We start from the raw sequence: 22,422 nt of genomic DNA, 5'->3' as shown, positions 1-22,422 counted from the left end.
TGCCATAGCGGACAGTCACGCCACCGTGACGATCAGTCACAGTGTGATCAGGCGTCACCAGTCCCACCAAGGAGCGCAATACCGATCTATCCGCCCTTAGTTGGACGGAAGGAGCCTTTGTCAGGCTCCTTGTCCTATTTTGGCACGAGGGTATGGCTTGGGGGCAAGGCCCGAAGTCAGTGCTTTAGGTCACGCTTGAGGCAATCGCCCGGATCGGGACCTACGTCCCGTACCTTCGCCCCAGCGGTGCACCAACACCCCACGGGCCCACCGAGGCACGGCAGTCCCGCCCGTGCTCAGCTGGCGAACTGCCGCTCACGCACCTCGCGCCAGCGCTCCGACAGCTTCTCGTACGCAGCGCCGGCCCGCTCGCCGTCCCCGTCGCGCAGCGCCACGAGCCCCTCCGCCACTTCCGCCGCGGAACGGTCCTCGGCCAGCTGCCCCTCGGGCACCACGTGCACCAGACCCGCGTAATCCAACTCCACGTGCGCGCGGGGGTGGAACTCTTCCAGCCAACGCCCCACATCCACCAGGCCGTCGATCAGCGGCCCCTCTTCCAAGGTGTCGCGCAGCGTCCGCAGCGCGCGGGCCACCCGGCGCCGGGCCTGCACCATGGGGGTGCGGTAGCGCAGCACCAGCCCCTGCTCGCTCTTGGTGTACTCCCGCTCACTGTCCTCGAAGAGCGCGAACCAGCGCACCGGGACGTGCCAGGTGGCGCTGCGGATCCAGGGCCGGGCGTCCGGGTTGCGCTCCAGCCAGCGCTCGTAGTCCACCGCCGCCTGCCGGCGCACCACCGGCGGCAGGGCCGCGTCCAGCACCGGCTCCGGCAGCCGCTCGGGCAGTGCCTGCAGCGCCTGCCAGCCGCGCAGCCGCGTGCGCCAGGGGCACACGCACAGGACGCCGTCCACCGAGATCACGAAGGCGTCGCTGCTCTCGTGGACCGGCACCGGCACCGGCGGGGTCGGCAGCAAATCGGCCAGGGAGCGGCGCAGTTCGTCCTGCGCGGTGGGCAGCCGCTCGCGCCGGGCGTAGCGGGCCCAGTGCGAGCGCTCCGGCTCGGGGAACGCGGCCAGCGGCTCATAGACCCGCAGATATGCCGCATACGGGACCATCACCGACGACGCCAAACCCACGCCCGCTCCTCCAAAGGGAAGTCCACCGCCGGGAGTTGCCTACCCCCGCCCGGCCAGGGATACGGCAAATCGTCCCACGCGCGTCCCCCACTAGAGGGTGATCCTCGGCACTGCGCCGATCAGCACCCGTCTCAGGACTTACCCTCTTCCCGACCGGCCCTCCCCACCCGCAGGAGGGCGTCCACCGCGACTTATGGGAGTCACCACAGTGACCGACGTACGTCCGTCCACCGTCAGCGCCGACGGTGGCGTCCTGCACACCCTGTTCCGCTCGGAGCAGGGCGGCCACGAGCAAGTCGTCCTCTGCCAGGACCGCGAGAGCGGCCTCAAGGCCGTCATCGCCCTCCACTCCACCGCCCTGGGCCCGGCCCTGGGCGGTACGCGCTTTCACGCGTACGCCTCCGAGGAGGAGGCGCTCCAGGACGCGCTGAATCTGTCCCGCGGCATGTCGTACAAGAACGCGCTCGCCGGTCTCGACCACGGCGGCGGCAAGGCCGTGATCATAGGAGACCCGGACCTGATCAAGTCCGAGCAACTCCTGCTTGCTTATGGCCGGTTCGTGGCGTCTCTGGGTGGCCGGTATGTCACGGCCTGCGACGTCGGCACGTACGTGTCCGACATGGACGTCGTCGCCCGCACCAACCAGTGGACCACCGGCCGCTCGCCCGAGAACGGCGGCGCCGGGGACTCCTCCGTCCTGACCGCCTTCGGCGTCTTCCAGGGCATGCGCGCCAGCGCCCAGCACCTGTGGGGCGACCCCTCGCTGCGCGGCCGCACGGTCGGTGTCGCGGGGGTCGGCAAGGTGGGCCACCACCTCGTCGAGCACCTCCTCCAGGACGGCGCCGAGGTCGTGATCACGGACGTACGGGAAGCGTCCGTGCGCCGCGTCCTGGACAAGAACCCCCAGGTCAAGGCGGTGGCCGACACCGAGGCGCTGATCCGCACGCAAGGCCTGGAGGTCTACGCCCCGTGCGCGCTGGGCGGCGCCCTCAACGACGCGAGCGTGCCGGCCCTGACCGCGAAGGTGGTCTGCGGCGCGGCCAACAACCAACTCGCCCACCCCGGAGTGGAGAAGGACCTCGCCGAGCGCGGCATCCTCTACGCCCCGGACTACGTGGTCAACGCCGGCGGCGTGATCCAGGTCGCCGACGAACTGCACGGTTTCGACTTCGACCGCTGCAAGAAGAAGGCGGCGAAGATCTTCGACACCACGCTGGCGATATTCGCGCGTGCGAAGGAAGACGGTATTCCGCCCGCCGCCGCGGCCGACCGTCTCGCGGAGCAGCGCATGGCGGAGGCCCGGCGCGGCTGAAAAGCGCCTGGAGATTCGGCGAGCGGCCCGCTCGGCGGGTGGCGAAGGAGACATCCCTCACCACCCACCGGCGGGTCGCCGTACAAGACGGGTTAAAATCGCAGCTGACCAGCGGGGACGGGGCGTCTCGCGAGTCATGCCAGGCGGTCGGTGGTGCGGGCGACGTACCGTACGGCCGCGGAAGCAGGTACCGTTAAAGCCCTACGGACCGGCCTCTCCCAGGAGAGTCCGTTCCGACTCATGAACGCGTGTCAAGACTCTGGGGCCATGAAGCCCCGTCATTGAGGGGGTCGACCCATGGGGCGCGGCCGGGCCAAGGCCAAGCAGACAAAGGTCGCCCGCCAGCTGAAGTACAGCAGCGGTGGGACGGATCTCTCACGACTGGCCGACGAGCTGGGTGCATCGACGTCGAACCAGCAGCCTCCGAACGGCGAGCCGTTCGAGGATGACAAGGACGACGACGACCCGTACGCACAGTACGCGGATCTGTACAACACCGACGATGACGATGAGGACGAGGGCAACTCGTCCCAGCAGCGTCGTCGCGCCTGACGCCCTGCGCGTTCGAGGCACTCACAGCAGCATCACGGACCCGGTCCGGGGCATCGCCCGGACCGGGTTCTGTGCTGCCCCGGTGATCAGCTCGCGTAGTCACCGGTCAGGGTCACTGCCTCTGCGTGGTCGCCGCGCTCGACGATCTCCCCGCTGACCCAGGCGTCCACACCGCGGTCGGCCAGGGTGGTCAGCGCCACGTCCACCGACTCCTGCGGCACGACGGCGATCATGCCGACGCCCATGTTCAGGGTCTTCTCCAGCTCGCCGCGCTCGACCGAACCGGCCGTGCCGACCAGGTCGAAGACCGCGCCCGGGGTCCAGGTCGAGCGGTCGACGGTGGCGTGCAGACCGTCCGGGATCACCCGTGCCAGGTTGTTGGCCAGACCGCCGCCGGTGATGTGCGAGAAGGCGTGCACATCGGTCGTACGGGTCAGGGCCAGGCAGTCCAGCGAGTAGATCTTGGTGGGCTCCAGCAGCTCCTCGCCGAGGGTACGGCCCAGCTCCTCGATCTCGCGCTCCAGCGCCAGGCCGGCCCGGTCGAAGAGGACGTGCCTGACCAGCGAGTACCCGTTGGAGTGAAGTCCGGAGGAGGCCATCGCGACGACCGCGTCGCCCGTACGGATGCGATCCGCGCCCAGCACGCGGTCGGCCTCGACCACGCCCGTACCGGCACCGGCGACATCGAACTCGTCGGCGCCCAGCAGGCCGGGGTGCTCGGCGGTCTCGCCGCCGACCAGGGCGCAGCCGGCCAGGACGCAGCCCTCGGCGATGCCCTTGACGATGGCCGCGACCCGCTCCGGGTAGACCTTGCCCACGCAGATGTAGTCGGTCATGAACAGCGGCTCGGCGCCGCACACGACCAGGTCGTCGACGACCATGCCGACCAGGTCGTGGCCGATGGTGTCGTACACGCCCATCTTGCGGGCGATGTCGACCTTGGTGCCCACGCCGTCGGTGGCGGAGGCGAGCAGCGGGCGCTCGTACCGCTTGAGGGCGGAGGCGTCGAAGAGGCCGGCGAAGCCCCCGAGGCCGCCGACGACCTCAGGGCGGGTGGCCTTCTTCACCCACTGCTTCATCAGCTCGACGGCGCGGTCGCCCGCTTCGATGTCGACGCCCGCGCTTGCGTAGCTGGCACTGGTGGTCTCAGACATTGCTTGAGAACTTTCGTGTCGTGTGAAGTACGAGCCCTACGGGCGGCGCAGGGCGTCGGCGCCGCCGACCCCGGCCGTCAGTGTCTCGACGCCGTCCAGGTCCGGCTTGGCCTGGTTGGCGGTCTCCGACTCCAGGAGGTGCTTGCCCAGCAGCTCCGGGTCCGGCAGCTCCATGGGGTATTCGCCGTCGAAGCAGGCACGGCACAGATTCGGCTTGGCGATCGTGGTCGCCTCGATCATGCCGTCGATGGAGATGTACGCGAGCGAATCGGCGCCCAGCGACTTGCCGATCTCGTCCACGGACAGGCCGTTGGCGATCAGCTCGGCGCGGGTGGCGAAGTCGATGCCGAAGAAGCACGGCCACTTGATCGGCGGGGAGGAGATCCGGATGTGGACCTCGGCCGCGCCGGCCTCGCGCAGCATCCGTACGAGAGCGCGCTGGGTGTTGCCGCGGACGATCGAGTCGTCGACGACCACCAGGCGCTTGCCGCGGATGACTTCCTTGAGCGGGTTGAGCTTGAGGCGGATGCCCAGCTGGCGGATGGTCTGCGAGGGCTGGATGAAGGTCCGGCCGACGTAGCTGTTCTTGACCAGGCCCGAGCCGTAGGGGATGCCGCTGGCCTCGGCGTAGCCGACGGCGGCCGGGGTGCCGGACTCCGGAGTAGCTATCACCAGGTCCGCCTCGGCCGGGGCCTCGGCGGCCAGCTTGCGGCCCATCTCCACCCGGGAGAGGTAGACGTTGCGGCCCGCGATGTCGGTGTCGGGGCGCGCGAGGTAGACGTACTCGAAGACACAGCCCTTGGGCTTTGCCTCGGCGAAGCGAGAGGTGCGCAGGCCGTTCTCGTCGATGGCGACGAGCTCGCCCGGCTCGATCTCGCGGATGAAGGAGGCGCCGCAGATGTCGAGCGCCGCGGTCTCGGAGGCCACCACCCAGCCGCGCTCCAGGCGGCCGAGGACCAGCGGGCGGATGCCCTGCGGGTCGCGGGCGGCGTACAGGGTGTGCTCGTCCATGAAGACGAGCGAGAAGGCGCCCTTGACCTTGGGGAGCACCGACTTGGCGGCGTCCTCGACGGTCAGCGGCTTGCCGTCCTCGTCGACCTGGCCGGCCAGCAGGGCCGTGACGAGGTCGGTGTCGTTGGTGGCGGCGACCTGGGTGGCGCGGCCGTTCTCGCGGGGCAACTCGGCGACCATCTCGGCCATCTCGGCCGTGTTGACCAAGTTGCCGTTGTGGCCGAGTGCGATGGAGCCGTGCGCGGTCGCACGGAAGGTGGGCTGGGCGTTCTCCCACACCGACGCACCGGTGGTGCTGTAGCGGGCGTGGCCCACCGCGATGTGGCCCTGCAGCGAGCCGAGGGAGGTTTCGTCGAAGACCTGGGAAACCAGGCCCATGTCCTTGAAGACCAGGATCTGGGAGCCGTTGCTCACCGCGATGCCCGCGGATTCCTGGCCCCGGTGTTGGAGGGCGTAGAGCCCGAAGTACGTGAGCTTTGCGACCTCTTCACCCGGAGCCCAGACACCGAAGACGCCGCAAGCGTCCTGGGGGCCCTTCTCGCCGGGGAGCAGGTCGTGGTTGAGTCGTCCGTCACCACGTGGCACGCCACTGAGTCTAGGGCAGGTCTCGGATTCATCCGAACCGGGGATCGAACCGGCCGCCGGGCGGGTCCGCCCCGTGGGCACATGCTTGACGCGGGCGCGCGGCCGAGGCCAGGATCGCGGACCATGCAGACTCCGCAGCCCTTGGTGCAGCGCCGCCACGTCGACTTCGGTCGCGTCGCCAGCGCCATCTGTCGCCGGCTGCCGCGCGGTTGATCACGCGCCTTTTTCCCCTGGGCTTCTGTACGTTCCGTACGCCCTGAACCCGGGCCGCCGCGCCCTGCCGTGAGACACACCTCGGGGTGATCTCCACCACATCCGCACCCGCCCCGCCGTGAAGGCCGAACTGCCGGTGCGGGGCCGGATCGGTGCGGCCGGTGGGCGCCGTGGACCCGTCGCGCGCTCGCCCGCAACAGGGCGGCGCGGGGCCGGAGATGTGCGGACGGGAACGCCCCGGGCCCGCTGGATCGCTGGCGATTTCTCCCCTTTCGCCATCCGCCCCCCCTCCTCCCTCCTCCTTCCGCCTGCCGTCACGAAGGGCCACTCCTGTGCCGTCCGCTGCCCGACCTCAGCCCGAAGAGCCCCGTACATCCGGGATATCCCGGATATCCCGCAGAGCCTTCGGAGGCCTCGTGGGAGCCACCGCCGCGGCCGGACCGCTGGGGGCCGCGGCCCCGCAGGCCGTCGCCCAACCCGCGCCCCGGGAGCGGGAGTTCCGGGCCGCTGGCAGGCGCGCCTCCCGGCGCCCCAACATCCTGTTCATCCTGGGGGACGACCTGGGCTGGGCCGACCTGTCCTCCTTCGGGTCGCCGCACATCAAGACCCCGCACCTGGACCGGCTGGCCCGCCAGGGCGTGCGCTTCACCCAGTCCTACGCCGGGTCCGCGACCTGCTCCCCCACCCGCTTCTCCCTGTACACCGGGCGCTTTCCGGGCCGTACGAAGGGCGGGCTGGCCGAGCCGATCGCGGACCGGGGCGTCGGCCTGGAGCCCGGGCACCCGACCCTGGCCTCCCTGCTGCGCGACGCCGGCTACGCGACGGCGCTGATCGGCAAGTGGCACTGCGGCCATCTCCCCGACTACAGCCCCACCAAGTCCGGTTGGCAGACCTTCTTCGGGAACTTCGGCGGGGCGCTGGAGTACTACTCCAAGCTGGGCCTCGGCGGGGAGTACGACCTGTACGAGGGCGATGTCGCGGAGGGCGACGCCGCGTACGAGGACCTGCGCTACTACACGCGGATCATCACCGAGCGGGCCGTGGAGTACGTGGGACGCCGGCACGAGACGCCCTGGCTGCTGAACCTCAACTTCACCACCCCGCACTGGCCGTGGATCGCCGACGGCGACCAGGAGCAGAGCGCCGAGATCGTGCGGCGCATCAAGGCGGGCGAGCGGGGCGCGCTCCAGCACCGGGACGGCGGCTCGCTGGAGAAGTACGCGCAGATGGTCCAGGACCTGGACCGCTCCATCGGCACGGTGCTGGCGGCGCTGCGCCGCTCCGGCCAGGAAACCGACACACTGGTATTTTTCGCCAGCGACAACGGCGGGGAGCGCTGGTCGTACACCTGGCCGCTGACCGGCGGCAAGGGCTCGCTCCAGGAGGGCGGCATCCGGGTGCCGGCGATCGTGCGCTGGCCGGCCCGGATCGACGGCGGCCAGGTCAGCCACGTACCGCACTTCAGCCCCGACTGGACGGCGACGCTGCTGGAGGTCGCCGGGGCCCGGCCGGACCGCGCCCATCCGCTGGACGGCACGAGCCTGGCGGGCCATCTGCTGCGCGGCGAGCCGGTCGCCGAGCGCGATCTGTTCTGGCGGGTACGGGGCGAGCGGGCGCTGCGCCGCGGCGACTGGAAGTACTACCGGGGCAGGAGCGGCCGGGACCAGCTCTTCCAGGTGGCCGAGGACCCGCGCGAGCAGGCGGACCGGGCGGGTGCGGAGAAGGCGCGGCTGGCGGCGCTGCGGGCGGCCTGGGAGGCGGTGGACGGCACGCTGCTGCCGTATCCGCGGGCTTAGCGCGCGTGCCCTGTCCGGGGGCCGGGCGCGCGCGTGGGGCGGACCGGAGGATCGGTCCGCCCCACGCGAGGTGCGTGCTGCCGCCGGGTCAGAGCACGCCGAGGATGTTCAGGCCGAGCAGGCCCTTCCAGTCGGACGTCTTGGCGCCCACGTCCAGGCCGAGGTCCAGGCCCAGGTCCAGATCGCCCGCGATGGAGACGTCCAGGTCGAGGTCGAGCAGCGTCTTGAGGCCGGCGAACAGCTTGACGTCCAGCAGCGCGTCCAGCTGGGCGGCGATGTCGGCGTTGAGCTGGATGTCGGCGTCGATGGTCAAGGTGTTGGTCTTGACGTCGACCGTCTTCTTGTCCAGCGTGGGCCGGTCGAAGGAGCCGAGCTTGACCTCCGCCTTGCCGTTCACCGACGCCAGCAGGGCACCGGCCTCCAGGTCGACCCTGAGGTTGGTCAGGCTGATGCCCTTCTTGGCCTTGACGTTGACCAGGCCGACGCAGGTGTCGGCCAAGGCGAGCTTGCCGCCGGCCTTCTTGTCCTTCTCCGCGCGCAGGTCACCGGCCTTCACGCCCACGCTCAGCGCGGTGATCGGGCGCACCTTGGCGGGGATCTTGCAGTCGGAGCCGAGCTGGGCCACGACCACGCCCTTGGCGCTGAGGCCCTTGAGCAGGTCGGCGGAGAGCTGCAGCTTCACGAGGCCGCCGTCGACCGGCACGTCCGTCTTCGGCTCGGGCTTGGGCTTCGGCTTGGTCACCACCGTGTGCGCGGTGTCGGCGGCGGAGGCGGCCAGAGCCGTGGCCGGTACGGCGGACAGCCCCAGGGCCAGCGCGCCGGTGACCAGCGCTGCGGTGCCACGGCGGCGGGCGCTGCGGGCGGCCGGCTTCGGTTCACGGGTGAGTGCGGGCATGACGAGACGTTCCCTTCTGAAACCTTCTGGATGTTCGGGGTCGCACTAATCACCAAAAGCGACAATGCGCGACCGCGCGACTTCAGAGGGTGTTCGGGTCGCCCGTCTGCCTGATCAGCGCAGGACGGGGAGGTACGGCGCCAGGTCGGCGCGCTCGCCGCTCGCGCTGACGGCCGCGTCCTCCAGCGCCGCCTCCCAGGCCGTACGGCCGGTGGCCAGCCGGAGCCAGGTCAGCGGGTCGCTCTCCACGACGTTGGGCGGGGTGCCGCGGGTGTGCTTGGGGCCCTGGACGCACTGGACGACGGCGAAGGGCGGGATACGGACCTCGACCGAGCCGCCGGGGGCCTTGAGCGCCAGGGCATCGGCCAGCAGCCGGGTCGCGATGGCCATGGCCTGCCGGTCCCGCGGGATCTCCAGGCCGGTGGCGGCGGCCAAGTCGTCGGTGTGCACGGCCAGTTCGACACAGCGGGTGACCAGGAAGTCGTCCAGCCGCATCGCGCCCTCGGGGGCGGCCAGCAGGCGGTCACCCGGGGCCGCGGGGACCGTGGCCGCACAGCGCTCGGCGGCGCGGTCCAGCAGCTCGGCGGGCGCGGTCTCCCGGTCTACGGCGGCCGGCTCCCAGGACAGCGCGGCCGTCAACGGCCAGTCGGGCAGGGCGACTTCCTGCGCGGGCGGGGCGGGCCGCTCCAGCAGCGCGCACACGCCCTCGACGGTCAGCGCCAGGTGCGCGGCCAGCTCGCCGACGGTCCGGCCGCCCGGCCGGGTGGGCAGCGCGAGCTGCTCGGGCCCCAGGCCCCGCACGGCCTGCCGTACGTGGTCGAACTGCGCGGTCAGGGCGGCGCGGGTCCTGGCGGGGTCGTAACTGCGGGTGCGGGCCTTGCCGCGGGCGGGTGGCATGCCGCCGAGGCTAATCGAGACCACTGACAACGGCCTCGCGGGAGGCGGGCGTCCCCGGGCCGTCGGACGGCGGCCCGACGGCGCCCGCGGTGAAGGTCTCCTTGCCGGCGGGCACGCCGACGCCGCGCCAGGTGAACGGGACGCCCCGGGCGGTCTCCAGGTCCGGCCCGTCCATGAGCTGGAAGTGCACATGCGGCTCGGTGGAGTTGCCCGAGTTGCCGCAGTGGGCCAGGAGCCCGCCCGCGCGCACCCGGTCGCCCGCGCGGACGGCCAGCGAGCCGCGCCGCAGGTGCGCGTACATGGCGTACGTACCTCCGCCGAGGTCCAGGACGACGTGGTTGCCGGCGACCTGGCCCGGGCCGCCAAGGGAGCGGAAGGTCCCCTCGACGAAGAGGAAGTAGAGCAGGGCGGGGAGGGAGGTGCGGCTGAGGTGGTCGCGCCGGTGGTCCTGTGCCCGTACGACCGTGGCATCGGCGACGGCGAGCAGCGGCGCGCCGAACGCCGGGAAGGCGCTGCTGCGGCGGGCGGGCGGCCACCAGCCGAAGGCCGGGCGGGGCGCGCCGGCGGGCTCGGCGACGATGTCGATGGCGTAGGTCTGGCCCAGGGCGTGGGTGCCGTGGCTGGGGGTCCTGCCGGCCGGGCTGTTGAGCGCCCGCCAGCGCCCGGTGACCGGCGGGAGGACCTCCACGGGCTCGACGGTCCCGGCGGCCGCCACGGCCGCGGCCGCGGTACGCCTGGCAGCCCGCCTGAGCGGCAGGTTCACCCCGAAGGCCAGCAGCAGCCAGAGCGCGGCCGCAGCACACGGCCACCACAGCGGCACATCGGCGAGGAAGGCGGCTGCTGTCAGCGCGAGGAAGGCCAGCAGGCAGCAGCGGGTGACGAGCAGGGACAGCTTGCGTAAGAACATCGGCCCCCCAGGGTCGGTCGGGTCACGGGCCGGCCGGTCCGGCCGGCACGTGACGGTCTTCGGCTGTCAGCGCCGGGCGGCGAGCAGCATCACCATCAGCGGGACCACCCGCCCGGCCGGGACCGCGTAGCGCCCCCGGGCCTCGGTGTGCAGCCATCCGGCGGCGGTCAGCTGCCGCAGGTGGTGGTAGATCTGGCCGGACGTGCCGACCCCGGCCAGCTCGGTCAGCTCGGCGGCGCTGCGGCGGCCGCCGAGGATCTCGCGCAACAGCCGCAGCCGTACGGGCTGGCCGAGCGCGGCGAACGCCTCGGCGGCCGGTGCCCAGTCGCCGTCCAGCAGTTCGTCGGTGGCCTCGCCGTACTGCCACTCGTAGCGCTCCCCCTGCGGCAGCCGTACGTCACCGGTGAACAGCACCCCGCCGTCCGGGTGCCCGCCCTCGGCCAGCTGGGCCTTGAGCCCTTCCAGCGCCCAGAACTCCTCGTCCGCGCGCGGCTCCCGGGCCGCCGGGGGCCCGGCGGGGCGCTCGGCCTCCAGCGCGGCCAGCCGCCGCTCCAGATCCGCCAGCCTCTTCTCCACATCCATGCATCGAAGATACGTAATTACGTAATTGCAGGCAAGGAGAGGGCGCGGAAACGGCGACGGCCCGCCCCCTGGAGTGGGGGCGGGCCGTCGGGTGGAGGGGTCGGGTGCTACGCGAGCAGGCCCGGGACGGTTTCCTCGAAGGTGGTCCTGAGGTCGCTCAGGGGGATGCTGAACTCGCCCTGGATCTCGATCTCTTCGCCGTCCACGACGCCGATGCGGGTGGCCGGGAGGCCGCGGGCGCCGCACATGTCGGTGAAGCGCAGTTCCTCGCTGCGCGGCACGCAGACCACCGCGCGGCCCGCCGACTCGGAGAAGAGGAAGGTGAAGGCGTCCAGGCCGTCGGGGACGACCAGGCGGGCGCCCTTGCCGCCGCGCAGGCAGGACTCGACCACGGCCTGCACCAGGCCGCCGTCGGACAGGTCGTGTGCGGCGTCGACCATGCCGTCGCGGGAGGCGGAGATCAGGATCTCGCCGAGCAGCTTCTCGCGGTCCAGGTCGACCTTGGGCGGCAGGCCGCCCAGGTGGTCGTGGACGACCTGGGACCAGGCCGAGCCGCCGAACTCCTCGCGGGTCTCGCCCAGCAGGTAGAGCAGCTGGCCCTCCTGCGCGAAGGCGATGGGCGTACGGCGCTCGACGTCGTCGATCACACCGAGCACCGCGACCACGGGGGTCGGGTGGATCGCCACCTCGCCGGTCTGGTTGTACAGGGAGACGTTGCCGCCGGTCACCGGGGTGCCCAACTGCAGGCAGCCGTCGGCCAGTCCACGGGTGGCCTCGGCGAACTGCCACATGACGTCCGGGTCCTCGGGCGAGCCGAAGTTGAGGCAGTTGGAGATCGCCAGCGGCTTGGCGCCGGAGGCGGCCACATTGCGGTAGGCCTCCGCCAGCGCCAGCTGCGTGCCCGTGTACGGGTCGAGCTTGGCGTACCTGCCGTTGCCGTCGGTCGCCATGGCCACGCCCAGGTTCGACTCCTCGTCGATCCGGACCATGCCGGCGTCCTCGGGCATCGCCAGGACCGTGTTGCCCTGCACGAAGCGGTCGTACTGGTCGGTGATCCAGGACTTGGACGCCTGGTTCGGGGAGCCGATGACCTTCAGGACCTGCTCGCGCAGCTCCACCGGGGTCGCCGGGCGCTCCAGCTTGCCCGCGTCGTCGGCCTGGAGGGCGTCCTGCCAGGAGGGGCGGGCGTACGGGCGCTGGTAGACCGGGCCCTCGTGGGCGACGGTGCGCGGCGGTACGTCCACGATCTGCTCGCCGTGCCAGAAGATCTCCAGCTGGGAGCCGTCGGTCACCTCACCGATGACGGTGGCGATGACGTCCCACTTCTCGCAGATCTCCATGAAGCGGTCCACGTGCTGCGGCTCGACGACCGCGCACATGCGCTCCTGCGACTCGCTCATGAGGATTTCCTCGGGCGAGAGGGTCGCGTCGCGCAGCGGCACGGTGTCCAGCTCGACGCGCATGCCGCCGGAGCCGGCCGAGGCCAGCTCGCTGGTGGCGCAGGAGAGCCCGGCGCCGCCCAGGTCCTGGATGCCGGCGACCAGCTTCTCCTTGAAGATCTCCAGGGTGCACTCGATGAGGAGCTTCTCCTGGAAGGGGTCGCCGACCTGGACGGCGGGGCGCTTGGTGGGCTTTGAGTCATCGAAGGTCTCGGAGGCCAGGACCGAGACGCCGCCGATGCCGTCGCCGCCGGTGCGGGCGCCGTACAGGATGACCTTGTTGCCCACGCCGGACGCCTGCGCGAGGTGGATGTCCTCGTGCTTCATCACGCCGATGCAGCCGGCGTTGACCAGCGGGTTGCCCTGGTAGCAGGCGTCGAAGACGACCTCGCCGCCGATGTTGGGCAGGCCCAGGCAGTTGCCGTAGCCGCCGATGCCCGCGACGACGCCCGGCAGGACGCGCTTGGTGTCGGGGTGGTCGGCCGCACCGAAGCGCAGCGGGTCCACGACGGCGACCGGGCGGGCGCCCATGGCGAGGATGTCGCGGACGATGCCGCCGATGCCGGTGGCCGCGCCCTGGTAGGGCTCGATGTAGGAGGGGTGGTTGTGCGACTCGACCTTGAAGGTGACCGCGTACCCCTGGCCGACGTCCACGACGCCCGCGTTCTCGCCGATGCCGACGAGCATCGCGTCGTTCTCGGGGACCTTCTCGCCGAACTGCCGCAGATGGACCTTGCTGCTCTTGTACGAGCAGTGCTCGGACCACATGACGGAGTACATGGCGAGCTCGGCGCCGGTGGGACGGCGGCCCAGGATCTCGCGGATGCGCTCGTACTCGTCCTGCTTCAGGCCCAGTTCGGCCCAGGGCTGGTCGGTGTCCGGAGTCGCGGCGGCGTGCTTGACCGTGTCCAGCGTCATGCGTTGACCAACTTCTTCAGGATGGAGGTGAAGAACCCGAGGCCGTCGGTGCGGCCCGTGCCGATCAGCGGCTCGACGGCGTGCTCGGGGTGCGGCATGAGGCCGACGACGTTGCCCGCCTCGTTGGTGATGCCGGCGATGTCGCGCAGCGAGCCGTTGGGGTTCATGTCCAGGTAGCGGAAGGCGACCCGGCCCTCGGCCTCCAGCTCATCGAGCGTGCGCTCGTCGGCGACGTACCGGCCGTCCATGTTCTTGAGCGGGACCTGGATCTCCTGGCCCTGCTCGTAGTCGGCGGTCCAGGCGGTGCCGGCGTTCTCCACCCGCAGCTTCTGGTCGCGGCAGATGAAGTGCAGGTGGTTGTTGCGCAGCATCGCGCCGGGCAGCAGGTGGGCCTCGGTGAGGATCTGGAAGCCGTTGCAGATGCCCAGGACGGGCAGGCCCGCCTTCGCCTGCTCGATGATCGTCTCCATCACCGGCGAGAAGCGGGAGATGGCCCCGGCGCGCAGGTAGTCGCCGTAGGAGAAGCCGCCCGCGAGAACGACCGCGTCGACCTGCTTGAGGTCCTTGTCACGGTGCCACAGCGGGACGGGCTCGGCACCGGCGAGACGGGCGGCGCGCAGCGCGTCGCGGTCGTCCAGCGTCCCGGGGAAGGTGACGACTCCGATACGGGTGTTACCGCGGCCCGAAGGGCCTCCTTGACGGGCGGTGGCGGGAGACGGGTGGGCCGTCATGACCCGGCCCCTGCGGACTCGTCGACCCGCACGGTGAAGTCCTCGATGACGGTGTTGGCGAGGAAGGTCTCGGCCATCTCGCGGATACGGGCGAGGGCGGCGTCGTCGACCGGACCCTCCACCTCAAGTTCGAAACGCTTGCCCTGACGGACGTCGGCGATCCCCTCGAAACCCAGGCGTGGCAGTGCGCGCTGCACCGCCTGCCCCTGCGGGTCGAGGATCTCCGGCTTGAGCATGACGTCGACTACGACGCGTGCCACTGGCACTCCCGGTGGTGTGGTGCGTAAGGCGGTGAGCTCACAGTACCGTGTTCGAAAATCTACGCGGGTAGATATCTTGGCGGTCCTGTCACTGTCCGGTAACGGGACCAGTAACCACTGTGGAAAATCCTCGAAAAGACCTAGGGTCCGGATTGCGGGATGACACGCTGAGGAAATTAACTGGGCTTCACAATGCATTGCCCGCCGCTGTACAAATGAAAAAGCATTGATCCCAAACAGCCGGATCTTCAGCATCGCCGCATGTCAGCGCGGGGTTGCTGCACGAAAGGACCGATATCCGTGGCGCAGCGCGTAGTGGTCACGCTCTCCGATGACATCGATGGCGGAGAAGCCGCAGAGACGGTCGCCTTCGGATTGGACGGGAAGTCGTACGAGATCGACCTCAATCCCGCCAATGCGAAGAAACTTCGCGTCGCCCTGGCACCGTACGTGGAGGCCGGCCGCAAGCGGTCGAAGTCCGGGAAGGCGTACCACCGCACGGCCGTGACGCCCGACCCGGCGGCCGTCCGCGCCTGGGCCCGCTCCAACCACATGGACGTCCCGCCGCGCGGCCGCATCCCCAAGAAGGTCTACGAGGCCTTCAACGAGGCCAACCGCTAACGGACTTGCCGCCGGCCGCCCGCCACCGCGGGCCCCGGCGGCCCGCCGTCTCCCCCTCCAGGCAGCCGATTTGCATTGCACCCCTCCTGATCAGCTAGAGTCTGGAGCACGCCGAGGGGCGAGGCCGAAGGGCCGGATCCCACGGAGTCACGCGGGTGTAGCTCAGTAGTAGAGCGCCCCCTTTCCAAGGGGGAGGCGCAGTGTGCAATCCCTGTCACCCGCTCTGACAGTTCGACCGGTCCATTGGATCAGGTAGAGTAGCTGTCGCGCCGCTCGGTGAGAGCCGAGTGGATGCATGCGGACGTAGCTCAGTTGGTAGAGCGCAACCTTGCCAAGGTTGAGGTCGCGAGTTCGAGCCTCGTCGTCCGCTCAGAGAAAAGGCCCCGGTCATCGAGACCGGGGCCTTTCGCGTACCCCGGCTCCGGGCCGGCTCCCCCGGCGGGCGCCAACTGACATTTGTCATCGGTTGCGATGACAGGGCGCACTGCCCGGGCCGCTGTCCTCGCGGGAGCGTTGAGGCATGAACACCGGGGATTACGGATCACAGGCGAGCGTGATCGAGGCCACTGGCCTGCGGCGGCGCTACGGCTCGCCGGGCAAGGGCGGGAAGAAGGCCGGGAAGAGGGACGCCGGGGCGAAGGGGCAGCGCTCCTTCGACGCCGTGCGGGGGATCGACTTCTCCGTGGCGCGCGGGGAGTTGTTCGCGCTGCTGGGGACCAACGGGGCGGGCAAGACCTCCACGCTGGAGCTGCTGGAGGGGCTGGCCGCGCCGAGCGGCGGGCAGGTGCGGGTGCTGGGCCACGACCCGTACAAGGAGCGCGCTGCGGTGCGGCCGCGGATCGGTGTGATGCTCCAGGAAGGCGGCTTTCCGGGCGAGTTGACGCCCACGGAGACCGTACGGATGTGGGCGGGCTGCACCAGTGGGGCACGGTCCGTGGACGAGGCGCTGGCCCTTGTCGGGCTGAGCGGGCGCAAGAACGTACGCGTCAAGCAGCTCTCCGGCGGGGAGCGGCGGCGGCTGGATCTGGCGCTGGCGCTGCTGGGGCGGCCCGAGGTGCTGTTCCTGGACGAGCCGACGACCGGGCTGGACGCCGAAGCGCGGCGCGAGACCTGGGAGTTGGTGCGCGATCTGCGGGACTCCGGGACGACGGTGCTGCTGACCACGCACTACCTCGAAGAGGCCGAGGAGCTGGCGGACCGGCTCGCGATCATGCACGCGGGGCGGATCGCGGCGGCCGGGCGGGTCAGCGAGGTGGTGGCCGCGCAGCCCTCGCGGATCTGCTTCGAGCTCCCCGAGAGCTATCTGGTAGGGGATCTGCCGCCGCTGGCGGAGCTGGGCGTCACCGGCCACGAGACGGCGGGGCGGACGGTGCGGCTGCGGACGGACGAGCTGCAGCGGACCGCGACCGGGCTGCTGGTGTGGGCCCGGGACAAGGGCATCGAGCTGCGCCGGCTGGATGTGCGGGCGGCGTCGCTGGAAGAGGCGTATCTGCAGATCGCAGGCGGGATGGGACAGGCGGTGGAGGAGCAGTGAGTGTGACCGGCGCTGAGATGGGTGCTCGTACGGGAGCGGGAGCGGCAGGTGCGCGAGGCAGTCTGGGGCGGCTGAGCGCGCTGGGGCGGGCGGAGCTGACGCTGCTGGGGCGCAGCAAGCTCATGATCTATTCGGGGCTGTTCGCGCCGCTGCTGATCACCTACGCCATGAAGTCGATCCTCGGCCGGCAGCTGGACTCCGCGAAGACCGGGCTGTCGATCGGGGAGCTGCTGCTGCCCGGCGCCATCGGCATGGCGCTGCTCATGGCCGTCTACAACAATCTCGTGGGCGTGTACGTGACGCGGCGCGAGGACCTGGTGCTCAAGCGGCTGCGGACCGGTCAGCTGGCCGACTGGGAGATCCTGGCCGGTACCGCGCTGCCCGCGCTGCTGATCACGGTGGCGCAGTGCGCGCTGTACGTGGTCGGCGGCAGCCTGGTGCTGAAGATGGAGATGCCCGCCGCCCCGCATCTGGTCGTGCTGGGGGTGCTGATCGGCGCGGTCATGCTGGTGGCGATGGCGGCCGTCACGGCGGGGATCACCAAGTCCGCGGAGGCCGCGCAGCTGACCCCGACGCCGCTGTACCTGCTGTCGATGATGGGGTCCGGGCTCTTCTTCCCCTTCTCGATGCTGCCGGACCGGGTGGCCGCGGTGCTCGAATTCCTGCCGCTGTCCCCGGTGGTGGGGCTCGTACGGGCCGGCTGGTCCGGTGCGGCCGACCTGGGCGAGACCGTGAAGCTGCTGGTCATCGGGTTGGTCTGGATCGCGCTGGCGGTGTTTGCTGTGAAGCGGTGGTTCCAGTGGGAGCCGCGGCGGTAGGCATGGTCGGGGACGAAGGCGGGGATCGCGTGATCGGGCGGGTGCGCAGGAGCTGGAAGGGGCGGGGCAAGGCGGCTCAGATCGACGGCTACGTCCGGTGGGCGCTGTACGCCGTCAGCTGGTTCTTCGCCGTGATCGCGCTGCCCCCGCTGATGCCGACGGCGCTCGGCGGGACGCCCGCCGCGTCCTGGGCGGCGGCCACGATCGGCATCGTCCTGGCCCAGGCCGTCCTCTCCAAGCCGCAGTTGAACCGCGCGCTGGATCACTACCTGGGGCGCGGTCCGGCTCCCCGGCTGCTGATGGCTGTCTCGGGCGCCCTGGCGCTCATGGCCTGGGTCACCGGCATAGCGATGGTCTTCACCGCGGAAGCCGCCGACAAGGCCGCCGTTCAGGGGGCCGGGTACGCCCTCGGGGTAGCGCCCCTGCCGTTCTACACAACCTGGGGTGTGGTGACGCGCCCCCGGATCGTGCTGGGGACGGTGGCCGCAGTGGCCCTGGTGGCCGGAACCGGTATGGGGCTGGCCGGCGGGCTGCTGGAGGTCGGCGTACCCACAGTGGTGTCCGTCTTCCTCCCCGCCCTGCTCGGCACCATCGTCGGCCGCCCCAACGCCTGGCACCTGCGCGTCGTATGGGAACTGGAGGCCGCGCGCGGCGTACAGGCCCGGCTGGCCGTCGCCGAGGAGCGGCTGCGGTTCGCGCGGGACATGCACGACGTGATGGGGCGGAATCTGGCGGTGATCGCGCTCAAGAGCGAGCTGGCCGTGCAGCTGGCGCGGCGCGAGCGGCCCGAGGCCGTGGACCAGATGGTGGAGGTGCAGCGGATCGCGCAGGAGTCGCAGCGCGAGGTGCGCGAGGTGGTACGCGGCTACCGGAAGGCCGATCTGCATGTGGAGCTGGCCGGGGCGCGGTCCATCCTGCGGGCCGCCGGGATCAGCTGCCGGATAGAGGCGGACGAGGCGACGGACCTGCCGGCCGAGGTGCAGTCGGCGCTGGGCTGGGTCGTACGGGAAGGCACCACGAACGTGCTGCGGCATGCGCCGGACGCCGGGTGCTGTGTGATCAGGGCACGGGTGGAACAGGAGCGGGCAGTGCTGGTGATGGAGAACGACGGGGCCCGGCACGGGGGTCCGGGCCCCGACGCGCACGCCGGGGGCAGCGGCCTGAAGGGCCTGCGGGAGCGGCTGGTGCCGCTGGGCGGCACCCTGGAGTCGCAGCGGCGTCCGGGCGGTGCGTACCGCCTGACGGTGGAGCTGCCCGTACAGGAGGCGGCATGAGCGAGCGAGCGATCCGGGTGCTGCTGGCCGACGACGAGCATCTGATCCGGGGGGCGCTGGCCGCGCTGCTGGCCCTGGAGGACGATCTGCTGCTGGTGGCCGAGGCGGCGTCCGGGCCCGAGGCGCTGGCGATGGCGCGGGCGCACCGGCCGGATGTGGCGGTGCTGGATCTGCAGATGCCGGGGGCCGACGGGGTGGCGGTGGCCAGGTCCGTACGCAATGAGCTCCCCGGCTGCAAGACGATGATCGTCACCAGTCACGGCAGGCCCGGGCATCTGAAGCGGGCGCTGGAGGCGGGGGTGCGGGGGTTCGTGCCCAAGACGGTCTCGGCGCAGCGGCTGGCGGAGATCATCCGCAGTGTGCACGGCGGGAGCCGTTATGTGGACCCGGAGTTGGCGGCCGACGCGATCAGTGCGGGCGACTCGCCGCTGACGGCACGGGAGGCCGAGGTGCTGGAGCACGCGGAGGACGGGGCGCCGATCGCGGAGATCGCCGAGCGGGCCTCGCTGTCGCAGGGGACGGTACGCAACTACCTCTCCTCGGCCGCGGCGAAGCTGTCGGCGGACAACCGTCACGCGGCGGCGCGGATCGCGCGGGAGCGGGGGTGGCTGTGAGGCCGGCGGGCGCGGGGGAAGGCTCTGGACCGCTCGGTGGATTGGCCCAGGGAATCGGTCCGGAAGTGCACCATGGGTGCGGTCACTCCGGCTCCTAGAGTCGACGGCATGACGACACCACAGCACTCCCGCCGGATCGACTTCGCCGAGCACGCCCCCAAGGCCTTCAAGGCGATGATCGCCCTGGACACCGCGGCGCGTGAGCACCTGGAGCACTCGCTGGTCGAGCTGGTCAAGATCCGCGCCTCGCAGCTCAACAACTGCGCGTACTGCCTGGACATGCACACCACCGACGCCCGCAAGGACGGCGAGAGCGAGCAGCGGCTGTATCTGCTCAGCGCCTGGCACGAGGCCGAGTGGCTCTACACCGAGAAGGAGCAGGCGGCGCTCGCGCTCACCGAAGCGGTGACGCTGCTGCCGGGCGGGGTGCCGGACGAGGTGTACGAGCGGGCCGCCGGGCAGTTCTCCGAGCAGGAGCTGGCCCAGCTGATCGCGATGATCTTCACCATCAACGCGTGGAACCGGATCGCGGTGACCACCCGCAAGGTGCCCGGGCAGGGGTGAGCCTCCGGTTGTGGACGGCCGCCCGTCCCGTCCCGCGTTCCGCTCCGCCCGGAGCGCGGGGCCGCACCCACCGCACGTGCCGTACGTCACACACCGCGGGCCAACTCCCTTGTGCCGTCGGGAATCGGCCCGTACGACGGCGTCCACTGCGCCGTTCGCGGCACGGGGGACCTGCCGCATTGGCTATAGTGGACTGCGCACCGCACGGAAAACCGCCGAGCGCAGTGCATGCGGACGTAGCTCAGTTGGTAGAGCACCACCTTGCCAAGGTGGATGTCGCGAGTTCGAGTCTCGTCGTCCGCTCAGAGAAAAGGCCCCGGTCATCGCGACCGGGGCCTTTCGCGTACCCCTGGACGGGCCCGCGGCATCCCGCCCGACGTACGGGCGGGATGCCGCACACACGCCTCAGGACCAGGTGAGACCGGTCAGGCGCTCGTAGGCCTCGACGTACTTGGCGCGGGTGCGGGCCACGATGCCGGGCGGCAGGGCGGGCGGCGGCTCCTGGCCGTTGCGGTCCCAGCCCGCGTCCTCGGAGACCAGCCAGTCGCGCACGAACTGCTTGTCGAAGGACGGCTGGGGGCGGCCCGGCTGCCACTGGTCGGCCGGCCAGAAGCGGGAGGAGTCCGGGGTCAGCACCTCGTCGGCGAGGGTCAGCTCCTCGCCCGCGAAGCCGAACTCGAACTTGGTGTCCGCCAGGATGATGCCGCGCTCGCGGGCGATGTCCCGGGCCCTGCCGTAGACGGCGAGGGTCGTCTGGCGCAGCTGGGCGGCGGTCTCGGCGCCGAGTTGGCGGGCGACCTCCTCGTAGGAGACGTTCTCGTCGTGCTCGCCGACGGCGGCCTTGGTGGCCGGGGTGAAGATCGGCGCGGGCAGCTCGGAGCCGTCCAGGAGGCCCTCGGGCAGCGCGAGGCCGCAGACCGTACGGGTCTGGTCGTACTCGGCCAGGCCGGAGCCGGTGAGATAGCCGCGGGCCACGCACTCGACCGGGACCATCGAGAGGGACTTGCACACCATCGTGCGCCCGGCCCAGTCGGCGGGGGCGCCGGCCGGGACGTCGGTGGAGACGACGTGGTGCGGCACGAGGTCGGCGAGCTGGTCGAACCACCACATCGACAGCTGGGTGAGGATCCGGCCCTTGTCGGGGATCTCGGTGGGCAGCACCCAGTCGAAGGCGGAGGTGCGGTCGCTGGCGACCATGATCAGTTCGCCGGCGGCGTTCTGGTAGAGGTCGCGCACCTTGCCGGTGTGGAGGTGGGTGAGCCCCGGAACCTCCACCGGCTCGGGCTTTTCTACGAATCCGGACACGCTGCCTCCGCGTAGGTTGATCCAGGAGTCCTTCCGATTCTCCCGTATGCGCCCTGGCGTTGGACCCGCAGGGTCGCGCCAGGTGCAGGAGCGTGCGGCGATCCGCCGGTTATGTGGTCTTTCGTGCCGCCTGCCACAGGACCGTCACCAGGGTGAGGACGGCCAGCGCGGCGGCGCCGAGCAGGACCGTGGCGGGGGCGAAGGCGCCGGAGAGCAGGGTGATGGCGTACGGGGTCAGAAAGCCCAGGTAGCACAGCGCCCAGAAGCGGGCGGTGAGGCGGGCCAGCCGGTGCGGCGGCGCGAGCACGGCGACCTCGGTGAGGCCGTACGCCACGCACAGCCCGTATCCGGCGCCGAGGACGGCGGCGGCGACCAGGCCGACGACGGGCTGGGTACAGGCGACGGAGAGCGCGGCGACGACCAGCCCGAGGCAGGCGGCGGCCAGGCCCACCACGGCGGTGGCGATGCGGTGCTTGGCGGCGAGGCGGCGGGCGAGCGGGGCCATGAGGATCCCGGCGCCCGGGGTGACGGCGGTCATGACGCCCGCGTAGACGGTCTGCCAGCCGGCCAGGTTCACGGCGACCAGTCCGGGCAGGGTCGCCAGGGCGACGCTGGGGGCGATGAACACCCAGGGGGCGACGGGGGCCACCAGGCGGCGGAAGGCCTTGGGGTGGGCGGTGCTGATGGGGGCGGTGGGGCGAGAGGGGACCTGGCGCCGCTGGAGGGTCTCGGGGACGCGGGCCGCGCTGAGGGCGGCCGCGGCGGAGAGCACCAGGTGCGGGACGTACGCCGTGATCATGGGCTGCGGGGCCCACTGCGCGATCAGGGACGCGGCCAGGCCGCCGGTGGCGAAGCCCGCCGAGAGGAAGAGGCCGGAGCGGCGGGCCGCGACACCCGGCGCCGAGACGGTGTCGTGCGGCGCCGAGGACAGCTCCTTGATCCAGGCGCTGCCCGCGCTGAGCAGCGCTCCGGCGCCGATGCCGGTAACGAAGCGGCCCGGCCACATCAGCCAGGTGACGGCGGGGCCCGCCATCAGCAGGCAGGTGGCCAGCGCGGACAGGGCCAGCGAGGCGAAGACGACCGGGCGGCGGCCGCGGCGGTCGGCGAGCGGGCCGCCGAGCAGCAGGCCGGGTATCAGGCCCAGGACGTAGACCGCGAACAGGGCCGTGGTGGTGGCGGTGGCCAGCCCGAGGTCGCTGCGGTAGGCGCCCAGCAGGGCGGAGAACTGGTTGGCGCTCCAGCCGGAGGCGGTCATCACCCAGCCCGCGCGCAGCCAGTGGCGGCGGGGTGCGGCGGGTGCCTGGTGC

Annotated in this window: 21 protein-coding genes and 3 tRNA genes; 12 read left to right on the top strand and 12 right to left on the bottom strand. The window is 71.4% G+C overall.

The features are described from left to right. Nucleotides 1–296: 296 nt before the first annotated feature. A complete protein-coding gene (locus tag AC4IJH_RS26375) occupies nt 297–1,133 on the bottom strand; it encodes a DUF8083 family protein (protein ID WP_490854349.1) in 837 nt (278 codons plus the stop codon). Nucleotides 1,134–1,326: 193 nt separating this feature from the next. On the opposite strand from AC4IJH_RS26375, the gene AC4IJH_RS26370 reads away from it, so the two are divergent. Both AC4IJH_RS26370 and AC4IJH_RS26365 read left to right on the top strand, forming a co-directional pair. Further along, nucleotides 1,327–2,445, top strand: a complete 1,119-nt coding sequence (locus AC4IJH_RS26370) for a Leu/Phe/Val dehydrogenase (RefSeq protein WP_490854348.1) — start codon at nt 1,327–1,329, stop codon at nt 2,443–2,445. A 297-nt stretch (nt 2,446–2,742) separates the two neighbouring features. Beyond that, complete coding sequence (locus AC4IJH_RS26365; protein ID WP_490854347.1) at nt 2,743–2,997, top strand: DUF3073 domain-containing protein; 255 nt, start codon at nt 2,743–2,745, stop codon at nt 2,995–2,997. A gap of 86 nt (nt 2,998–3,083) precedes the next feature. Here the strand turns inward: AC4IJH_RS26365 and purM are convergent, their stop codons facing one another. Then, a complete protein-coding gene (gene purM, locus AC4IJH_RS26360; protein WP_490854346.1) occupies nt 3,084–4,151 on the bottom strand; it encodes a phosphoribosylformylglycinamidine cyclo-ligase in 1,068 nt (355 codons plus the stop codon). 36 nt (nt 4,152–4,187) lie between these two features. Next, nucleotides 4,188–5,747: an amidophosphoribosyltransferase gene (purF, locus tag AC4IJH_RS26355; RefSeq protein ID WP_490854345.1), complete on the bottom strand. Its 1,560-nt coding sequence runs from the start codon at nt 5,745–5,747 to the stop codon at nt 4,188–4,190. A gap of 431 nt (nt 5,748–6,178) precedes the next feature. Here purF and AC4IJH_RS26350 point away from each other — a divergent pair, with 431 nt between their 5' ends. After that, nucleotides 6,179–7,756, top strand: coding sequence for a sulfatase-like hydrolase/transferase (locus AC4IJH_RS26350; protein WP_490854344.1), 1,578 nt, complete (start codon nt 6,179–6,181; stop codon nt 7,754–7,756). Nucleotides 7,757–7,844: 88 nt separating this feature from the next. Here the strand turns inward: AC4IJH_RS26350 and AC4IJH_RS26345 are convergent, their stop codons facing one another. The 7 genes from AC4IJH_RS26345 to purS form a co-directional block, all read right to left on the bottom strand. Beyond that, nucleotides 7,845–8,651: a hypothetical protein gene (locus AC4IJH_RS26345; RefSeq protein WP_490854343.1), complete on the bottom strand. Its 807-nt coding sequence runs from the start codon at nt 8,649–8,651 to the stop codon at nt 7,845–7,847. 114 nt (nt 8,652–8,765) lie between these two features. After that, complete coding sequence (locus AC4IJH_RS26340; protein ID WP_490854342.1) at nt 8,766–9,548, bottom strand: sterol carrier family protein; 783 nt, start codon at nt 9,546–9,548, stop codon at nt 8,766–8,768. 10 nt (nt 9,549–9,558) lie between these two features. Continuing rightward, on the bottom strand, nt 9,559–10,455 hold the full coding sequence (locus AC4IJH_RS26335; protein WP_490854341.1) for a M23 family metallopeptidase: 897 nt from the start codon (nt 10,453–10,455) through the stop codon (nt 9,559–9,561). 66 nt (nt 10,456–10,521) lie between these two features. Then, nucleotides 10,522–11,037 carry an ArsR/SmtB family transcription factor gene (locus AC4IJH_RS26330; RefSeq protein ID WP_490854340.1) on the bottom strand — a complete coding sequence of 172 codons (516 nt, stop codon included), beginning with the start codon at nt 11,035–11,037 and terminating at the stop codon, nt 10,522–10,524. 107 nt (nt 11,038–11,144) lie between these two features. After that, nucleotides 11,145–13,394 carry a phosphoribosylformylglycinamidine synthase subunit PurL gene (purL, locus tag AC4IJH_RS26325; RefSeq protein WP_490854339.1) on the bottom strand — a complete coding sequence of 750 codons (2,250 nt, stop codon included), beginning with the start codon at nt 13,392–13,394 and terminating at the stop codon, nt 11,145–11,147. Beyond that, a complete protein-coding gene (purQ, locus tag AC4IJH_RS26320; protein WP_490854338.1) occupies nt 13,391–14,125 on the bottom strand; it encodes a phosphoribosylformylglycinamidine synthase subunit PurQ in 735 nt (244 codons plus the stop codon). Before purQ ends, purL begins: the two co-directional genes overlap by 4 nt. Continuing rightward, nucleotides 14,122–14,385, bottom strand: a complete 264-nt coding sequence (purS, locus tag AC4IJH_RS26315; protein ID WP_490854337.1) for a phosphoribosylformylglycinamidine synthase subunit PurS — start codon at nt 14,383–14,385, stop codon at nt 14,122–14,124. Before purS ends, purQ begins: the two co-directional genes overlap by 4 nt. Before the next feature lie 300 nt (nt 14,386–14,685). Between purS and AC4IJH_RS26310 the strand changes: the two genes are divergently transcribed. The 9 genes from AC4IJH_RS26310 (at nt 14,686) to AC4IJH_RS26270 (ending at nt 20,113) form a co-directional block, all read left to right on the top strand. Continuing rightward, entirely contained in the window at nt 14,686–15,006 is a 321-nt protein-coding gene (locus tag AC4IJH_RS26310) for a histone-like nucleoid-structuring protein Lsr2 (RefSeq protein ID WP_490854336.1), read from the top strand. A gap of 151 nt (nt 15,007–15,157) precedes the next feature. Then, nucleotides 15,158–15,229: transfer RNA gene (locus AC4IJH_RS26305), tRNA-Gly, on the top strand. A 74-nt stretch (nt 15,230–15,303) separates the two neighbouring features. After that, a tRNA-Gly gene (locus AC4IJH_RS26300) sits at nt 15,304–15,376 on the top strand. Nucleotides 15,377–15,526: 150 nt separating this feature from the next. Next, nucleotides 15,527–16,540, top strand: a complete 1,014-nt coding sequence (locus AC4IJH_RS26295; protein WP_490854335.1) for an ABC transporter ATP-binding protein — start codon at nt 15,527–15,529, stop codon at nt 16,538–16,540. After that, nucleotides 16,537–17,358 (top strand): ABC transporter permease, encoded by an 822-nt coding sequence (locus tag AC4IJH_RS26290; RefSeq protein ID WP_490854334.1) that lies wholly within the window; start codon nt 16,537–16,539, stop codon nt 17,356–17,358. Before AC4IJH_RS26295 ends, AC4IJH_RS26290 begins: the two co-directional genes overlap by 4 nt. Nucleotides 17,359–17,360: 2 nt before the next feature. Beyond that, the gene (locus tag AC4IJH_RS26285) at nt 17,361–18,632 is read left to right on the top strand and encodes a sensor histidine kinase (RefSeq protein ID WP_490854333.1); all 1,272 of its coding nucleotides are present in this window, start codon (nt 17,361–17,363) and stop codon (nt 18,630–18,632) included. Continuing rightward, nucleotides 18,629–19,246: a response regulator gene (locus AC4IJH_RS26280; protein WP_490854332.1), complete on the top strand. Its 618-nt coding sequence runs from the start codon at nt 18,629–18,631 to the stop codon at nt 19,244–19,246. The genes AC4IJH_RS26285 and AC4IJH_RS26280 overlap by 4 nt, the downstream gene beginning before the upstream one ends. A 108-nt stretch (nt 19,247–19,354) precedes the next feature. Further along, nucleotides 19,355–19,810 carry a carboxymuconolactone decarboxylase family protein gene (locus tag AC4IJH_RS26275; RefSeq protein ID WP_490854331.1) on the top strand — a complete coding sequence of 152 codons (456 nt, stop codon included), beginning with the start codon at nt 19,355–19,357 and terminating at the stop codon, nt 19,808–19,810. 230 nt (nt 19,811–20,040) lie between these two features. After that, a tRNA-Gly gene (locus tag AC4IJH_RS26270) sits at nt 20,041–20,113 on the top strand. Between the two features lie 102 nt (nt 20,114–20,215). Here the strand turns inward: AC4IJH_RS26270 and AC4IJH_RS26265 are convergent. Next, the gene (locus AC4IJH_RS26265) at nt 20,216–21,115 is read right to left on the bottom strand and encodes a phosphoribosylaminoimidazolesuccinocarboxamide synthase (RefSeq protein ID WP_490854330.1); all 900 of its coding nucleotides are present in this window, start codon (nt 21,113–21,115) and stop codon (nt 20,216–20,218) included. A gap of 109 nt (nt 21,116–21,224) precedes the next feature. Continuing rightward, on the bottom strand, nt 21,225–22,370 hold the full coding sequence (locus AC4IJH_RS26260) for an MFS transporter (protein WP_490854356.1): 1,146 nt from the start codon (nt 22,368–22,370) through the stop codon (nt 21,225–21,227). Nucleotides 22,371–22,422 lie beyond the last annotated feature (52 nt).

This window comes from Streptomyces sp. UF-297 (assembly GCF_058245575.1).
Note: the sequence above shows the minus strand (reverse complement) of the source record. Positions and strands in the feature narration are given on the sequence as shown.

Bases quoted from the DNA above. Each gene is read 5' to 3' on its own strand.
- AC4IJH_RS26370 (WP_490854348.1), top strand. From the start codon at position 1,327: ATGGGAGTCACCACAGTGACCGACGTACGTCCGTCCACCGTCAGCGCC.
- AC4IJH_RS26365 (WP_490854347.1), top strand. From the start codon at position 2,743: ATGGGGCGCGGCCGGGCCAAGGCCAAGCAGACAAAGGTCGCCCGCCAG.
- purM (WP_490854346.1), bottom strand. From the start codon at position 4,151: ATGTCTGAGACCACCAGTGCCAGCTACGCAAGCGCGGGCGTCGACATC.
- AC4IJH_RS26350 (WP_490854344.1), top strand. From the start codon at position 6,179: ATGTGCGGACGGGAACGCCCCGGGCCCGCTGGATCGCTGGCGATTTCT.
- AC4IJH_RS26345 (WP_490854343.1), bottom strand. From the start codon at position 8,651: ATGCCCGCACTCACCCGTGAACCGAAGCCGGCCGCCCGCAGCGCCCGC.
- AC4IJH_RS26340 (WP_490854342.1), bottom strand. From the start codon at position 9,548: ATGCCACCCGCCCGCGGCAAGGCCCGCACCCGCAGTTACGACCCCGCC.
- AC4IJH_RS26335 (WP_490854341.1), bottom strand. From the start codon at position 10,455: ATGTTCTTACGCAAGCTGTCCCTGCTCGTCACCCGCTGCTGCCTGCTG.
- AC4IJH_RS26330 (WP_490854340.1), bottom strand. From the start codon at position 11,037: ATGGATGTGGAGAAGAGGCTGGCGGATCTGGAGCGGCGGCTGGCCGCG.
- purL (WP_490854339.1), bottom strand. From the start codon at position 13,394: ATGACGCTGGACACGGTCAAGCACGCCGCCGCGACTCCGGACACCGAC.
- purQ (WP_490854338.1), bottom strand. From the start codon at position 14,125: ATGACGGCCCACCCGTCTCCCGCCACCGCCCGTCAAGGAGGCCCTTCG.
- AC4IJH_RS26295 (WP_490854335.1), top strand. From the start codon at position 15,527: ATGAACACCGGGGATTACGGATCACAGGCGAGCGTGATCGAGGCCACT.
- AC4IJH_RS26285 (WP_490854333.1), top strand. From the start codon at position 17,361: ATGGTCGGGGACGAAGGCGGGGATCGCGTGATCGGGCGGGTGCGCAGG.
- AC4IJH_RS26280 (WP_490854332.1), top strand. From the start codon at position 18,629: ATGAGCGAGCGAGCGATCCGGGTGCTGCTGGCCGACGACGAGCATCTG.
- AC4IJH_RS26275 (WP_490854331.1), top strand. From the start codon at position 19,355: ATGACGACACCACAGCACTCCCGCCGGATCGACTTCGCCGAGCACGCC.
- AC4IJH_RS26260 (WP_490854356.1), bottom strand. From the start codon at position 22,370: ATGACCGCCTCCGGCTGGAGCGCCAACCAGTTCTCCGCCCTGCTGGGC.